This window comes from Chitinophaga sp., assembly GCF_035564935.1.
Taxonomy (GTDB): domain Bacteria; phylum Bacteroidota; class Bacteroidia; order Chitinophagales; family Chitinophagaceae; genus Chitinophaga.
Genome location: NZ_DATMTE010000528.1, coordinates 1 through 4,806, shown reverse-complemented (window position 1 = coordinate 4,806; position 4,806 = coordinate 1). Strand labels below are relative to the sequence as shown.

Here is a 4,806-nt window from a genome sequence, read left to right as displayed (position 1 = left end):
TCAGGATCTACCGCAATTTTTGCTTTTACCGGGGCATCCAGGGAAAAGAAAACATACCCGGTATCTACTCCTATTTCAACGTAAACTTTAGCCTTTGTTCTCTGCAACAGAGATTTAATGACAGCAATACGATTCATTATAATGGTTTAATTTTTTAAATCATTCGCTTCTCAGAAAAACGCCCCTCACAAGATAGACATCATTTCCAATATACGATATTCGTTACGGTTCATTTACCTGGGCTTTAATACTTTTTGCGAACCAGGTACCTGCCGGCAATAAACAGGTGATTCACCAGGTTGGCCAGCTTGCCATAGTAATGATTCAATATCCTGTATCGCTCCTTCCACGCCAGCTGCTGATGCTGCTTTGAAGTTCCACCCACCCTGAACCTCGCCACTACCTGGTGCGTATTACATATTTTATGCGACGCTTTCAATGTACGGATCATCCAGTCGATATCCGCACATACACGGTATTGCAAATCATATAACGGGCTCAGACTACGGCGGATCACATAAGCCTGGTGCGATACCACCATACCGTGTTTCAAACTTTTCCAGGTTAACTGCTCCGGCACGCGATGGGGTGTTTGTTCAGACCTCAGCCCTATATCCTGTCCGTTCTCATCCATAAACATTGCCTCGCCATAATACACATCGGCGTCGTTGCAGGCGGCCAGCATCCTGCTGATCACATCGGGCGCAGCCAGTACATCATCGGCATTCAGGAACAACAGGTACTCGCCTGTAGCAAGTTGCATGCCTTTATTCATGGCATCGTATAATCCTTTATCTTTTTCTGAGATCACCGTAGCGATGCGGGAGCGGTATTTTTCAATCACCTCCATGGTATTATCACGCGAAGCGCCATCCACAATGATGTACTCGATGTGCGGATAGGTTTGCTCCAACACGCTTTGGATGGTGCTTTCAATAAATTTCTCAGCATTGAAACATACCGTGATGATACTCAATACCGGGGATGAAGTTTTGTTCATGTGTTTGTTGATTGCGGGTTCCTTGCCACCGACTGAAACAGCTGATAGTACTGTGCGGCTACTACTTTCATTCCGAAATATTGTTCTATATATGCCCTGGCCGCTTTGCCAAACTGCCGGCAGGCATCAGGGTGCTGCAGGAGCTTCAGCGTTTGCTGCGCAAATTGCTGCTGGTCACCTGGGGGGATCACATATCCTGTTACACCGTTCTGCACTATTTCTTTACAGCCACCCACATCAAAGGTAATGCAGGCCGTTTCACAGCTCCCTGCCTCTATCAGCACATTGGGCAGGTTATCTGCCTTGGTGGGATAAAAAAAGATATCGCTGGCGCTGTAGCATTGCATCATTTTCTCTGTATCCTTCACGTAGCCCGTATACACGCATTCCAGGTGTTTGAAGGTTCCGGGCAACTGGTCCCTGCCTATCATGAGCAGGTATACTTTCCGGTCCAGCTGTGCATCCAGCAGGTGTAAAATATTGAGCAGTTCGGCGCCGCCTTTAAACTCGCTGGCGAAAAGCCGCTCGGATACAAACGTGATCACCGGGGCATCTGCCGGGAGGCCCAGCGCCTGGCGGGATACCGTTTTATCCTGTGGACGGAAATAATTAGTATCGATAGGATTGGGAATATGGTACAGCGGTTTGCTTTTTGTAAGCGGGCTTTCCGCAGTCATGTTATACAACCAGCGGGAAGGCGATACGATATGCAGGTCGCTGCCGGCATAAAGCTTTTGTTTTCTTTTGATAAGGTAATTGCCGGTAGGCAGTCCCATGGCGGGAGAGCGCCGGTGCTCCCCTTTGCCTGCCCTGCCGCTTTTCCAGGAGCTGTCTCCAAAGGTATGCGCTGCATTGCCGGTAATGGCCCACATATCATGCAGGGTCCATACAATAGGTGCAATGGCAGATAAGCGTGGCAGCAGCGTGGCATCAAAATAGCCGCCATGAATATTATGCAGGCTGATCACATCCGGCTGGTAAGCCTGTGCATGCCGCATGATAGCGGAAGTGGAGAACGGGAAATATAAATATTGCAGTCCGGCCCGGTTACTCAGTACATTGAGCCCTCTTTCAATAACATTACGCAGGGTACCCGGACGGGTAGGCGTGGCGCGGGAGGAAGCGGTATGGGTGCCCACCAGGAAATTGTCGGAGATATGATAATATTCCTCCAGCCCGGCTGCGATCCTTTGCGCTGCTATGGCAGCGCCTCCGCTGTTCTCATATTTATTGATAAAAAGTACTTTCACCGGCTAGTATTTAAAGAACTGTTGCATTTGCTGCCGGAATATATCCGGTGTCCAGTTACGCACGAGGATACGTGGAAGCGCATACGGATTACTCCAGCTATGTACCTGCCCGTGGTAGTTGGCGCATACCATTTGCAGGCCCAGTGCCTTACATGCTTTGATACTGTCGCCATTGTAATAGCGTTTGGTACCGAGGAACTTTCTACCTCCGAAAGGATAGGAAAAGTGTACCTGCGGAGCGCCCAGCACGCCTTCCAGGATCTCTTTGGACATGCCGATTTCAGTATATTGCTCTTCATAGCTCAGCATCCCTACAGCCGGGTGGCGGTGGGTATGACAACCAATGGCAGCGTAAGCGCTGTTGCCCGTGGCTTTTACCTCCTCCCAGGTCATCAGCCGGTGGGAAGCTCGGCCTGTGGCGGTTTGGCCAGCCCATTCATACAGCTGCTGCATGGCTGATTCTATTTCCGCGGGTTTGCAGAAACGGAGTACCTGCTGCAGTGCGTAATAAGTTTCACGTATAGCCGTTAGCGTGCCGGTGGCATATTGCATGGCCTGCCCGTTAATGGTGATCTGCAGCACCGGCGGCAGGTTGGCGGGTGTGAGCAATATCCTTTCCAGGTCGTCCCACCACAATTCGTAAGTGGTATTGATCTTTGAAGTAGTGATATAGAACAGTGCCGGCGCCTTATGCTTTGTAAGCAAAGGCAATGCCTCGTGGTAATTATCTGCGTAGCCATCATCGAATGTCACAAATACGGACCGTTGCGGGAAGGCTTTTTTATTTTTTACATGATAGAGGAACTGATCTGCATCCAGCAGGTTGTAATCAGTGACCAGGTGTGCGAGATGGGAGTCGAAATGACCGGGCGTAACAGAAAGGTCCTGTGGGTCCTGCTGCAGGGTGGTTACCCGGTGGTACAATAAAATTACCGCCGGTTGCTGCACTTTGTTGGCCACATAGTGCATTACTGAAAATATTTTTTTACTCAGGTCTCCCATCAGGTACTACTACATTTTATAGGCGTATACATTCAGCTGCATATCCATCGTATCGTTTGCCGCTTTATTAACAAAGGGGGAAGATCTTTCGGTGGCAGATTCAATGAAATACCTGAAGCCGTTCCGCTGGAGGATCTCCAGGATATCTCCCAATCCCTGTGGTGTTTTGTTAAAAGAATGATATTCTATGAAGATATTTTTCACAGCAGCCAATGCTCCGTCGCAATCCTTTATCACCGCTACTTCGGCGCCTTCAATATCCATTTTGAGAAAGTCGACGTTCCCTGCCTGTTCCAGCATGCTTCTTAACCGCACGGTGGGCACTGTTACTTTGGTACCGCTCCCCTCTCCGAATACACTGCCCCCATCGGCATTATCAGTATAAAAAGTAATGCCTTCCTCATTGGTCCATACAGCCATGTCCACTACCGTAACACCCGTAAGGTTATTTTTCCGGAGATTATCACTCAGCACGCTTGCTATAAAAGGGTCTGCTTCAAAGGCGGTGATCTGTGCATCGGGAAACAGCGACTTAAAATAAATACAACTCAGGCCCACATTGGCGCCACAATCAAAGATCACCGGGGTTTTATTGTTGCTTTCAAACTTGTATACGTTGGTAAAAAATATCTCTTTGTACTGGAATACAAAGGATGGTCCATCTACAATATTTATATGATAGTGCAGGAAATCAGCAGGGGCCTGTTTATCTATCCGTTGCTGATAATGCTTACGGTGTAAACGTAAAAACTCCCGGTAATACCTGTTGCTGACAACCTGTTTAATCTTCTGCAGATTTTCACTGATCAATCCCATGTAGTCTTTTTTTTGCTTTAATGGTAATTATTACCGGGTACACCGGGTCATTAAAATCCAATTCTGCTGTTGTCAGCTCTTCTGTTACAATGCCCTGCAAAATGGCCGTGCAGGTGAGCACATTCCCCGAGGAAGATACTTCAATATTTTCTTCACCAAAAACCTCACCGAATGCTTTGGCAGCCGACTGGGTAGTAAATCTCCAGTAATCGCCCCACTGCTTCATGTCGGTAGCGGATAACTGCGTAATACCTGCCAGGGTTGCCAGTAATACGCCTCCTGGTTTAAGCAGGTAATAAGCGCCGGTGATGGCCGACTTAAAGTCGTATATAAAATTGAAGGTTTGTGTGCAGATAAAACAGTCGATACGATTTTCAGGCAAAGTACCCGGGTTGGTGAGATCTCCCACAATGGTTACCTGGGGTTCCTGCTTCATATGCAACACCTCATAAGTGTGTACTCCCTGGCCAAACTGCCTGGAATACTTACTTTCGGCTATTTCTAATACACTCCCCGAAATATGCCTGGTGTTGGCTTTCAGGAACTGTTCTATGTAATAGCGATCCACCGGCGTGCCGCGGTCGAAGCCAAAAGTAGTGGATAGCGGCTGCAGGTTTCTCAGGCTGGTCCACGACAGCGGCGAAACTGTATTCCTTTTAAGGCGCTTTAGTATCTTCCTGAGCAACTTAACCATTCTTAGTGATTTTTCTCCAGAATTTAATGATCCTTTGCTTCACC

Annotated in this window: 5 protein-coding genes; all 5 read right to left on the bottom strand. The window is 48.1% G+C overall.

Features of this window, described 5'->3' with window-relative positions; genetic code table 11:
* Nucleotides 1-244: 244 nt before the first annotated feature.
* From VN105_RS13525 to VN105_RS13505, 5 genes are read right to left on the bottom strand one after another with little or no spacing between them, the layout of a single operon-like run.
* Nucleotides 245-1,000, bottom strand: a complete 756-nt coding sequence (locus tag VN105_RS13525) for a glycosyltransferase family 2 protein (protein WP_325641717.1) — start codon at nucleotides 998-1,000, stop codon at nucleotides 245-247.
* Complete coding sequence (locus VN105_RS13520) at nucleotides 997-2,250, bottom strand: glycosyltransferase (protein WP_325641715.1); 1,254 nt, start codon at nucleotides 2,248-2,250, stop codon at nucleotides 997-999. Before VN105_RS13520 ends, VN105_RS13525 begins: the two co-directional genes overlap by 4 nt.
* Before the next feature lie 3 nt (nucleotides 2,251-2,253).
* Nucleotides 2,254-3,252 carry a polysaccharide deacetylase family protein gene (locus tag VN105_RS13515; RefSeq protein WP_325641713.1) on the bottom strand — a complete coding sequence of 333 codons (999 nt, stop codon included), beginning with the start codon at nucleotides 3,250-3,252 and terminating at the stop codon, nucleotides 2,254-2,256.
* Between the two features lie 9 nt (nucleotides 3,253-3,261).
* Nucleotides 3,262-4,068, bottom strand: coding sequence for an FkbM family methyltransferase (locus VN105_RS13510; RefSeq protein ID WP_325641711.1), 807 nt, complete (start codon nucleotides 4,066-4,068; stop codon nucleotides 3,262-3,264).
* A complete protein-coding gene (locus VN105_RS13505; protein WP_325641709.1) occupies nucleotides 4,052-4,762 on the bottom strand; it encodes a methyltransferase domain-containing protein in 711 nt (236 codons plus the stop codon). The genes VN105_RS13510 and VN105_RS13505 overlap by 17 nt, the downstream gene beginning before the upstream one ends.
* Between the last annotated feature and the right edge of the window lie 44 nt (nucleotides 4,763-4,806).

Coding starts and splice junctions, on each gene's coding strand:
- VN105_RS13525 (WP_325641717.1), bottom strand. CDS start 1,000: ATGAACAAAACTTCATCCCCGGTATTGAGTATCATCACGGTATGTTTC.
- VN105_RS13515 (WP_325641713.1), bottom strand. CDS start 3,252: ATGGGAGACCTGAGTAAAAAAATATTTTCAGTAATGCACTATGTGGCC.
- VN105_RS13510 (WP_325641711.1), bottom strand. CDS start 4,068: ATGGGATTGATCAGTGAAAATCTGCAGAAGATTAAACAGGTTGTCAGC.
- VN105_RS13505 (WP_325641709.1), bottom strand. CDS start 4,762: ATGGTTAAGTTGCTCAGGAAGATACTAAAGCGCCTTAAAAGGAATACA.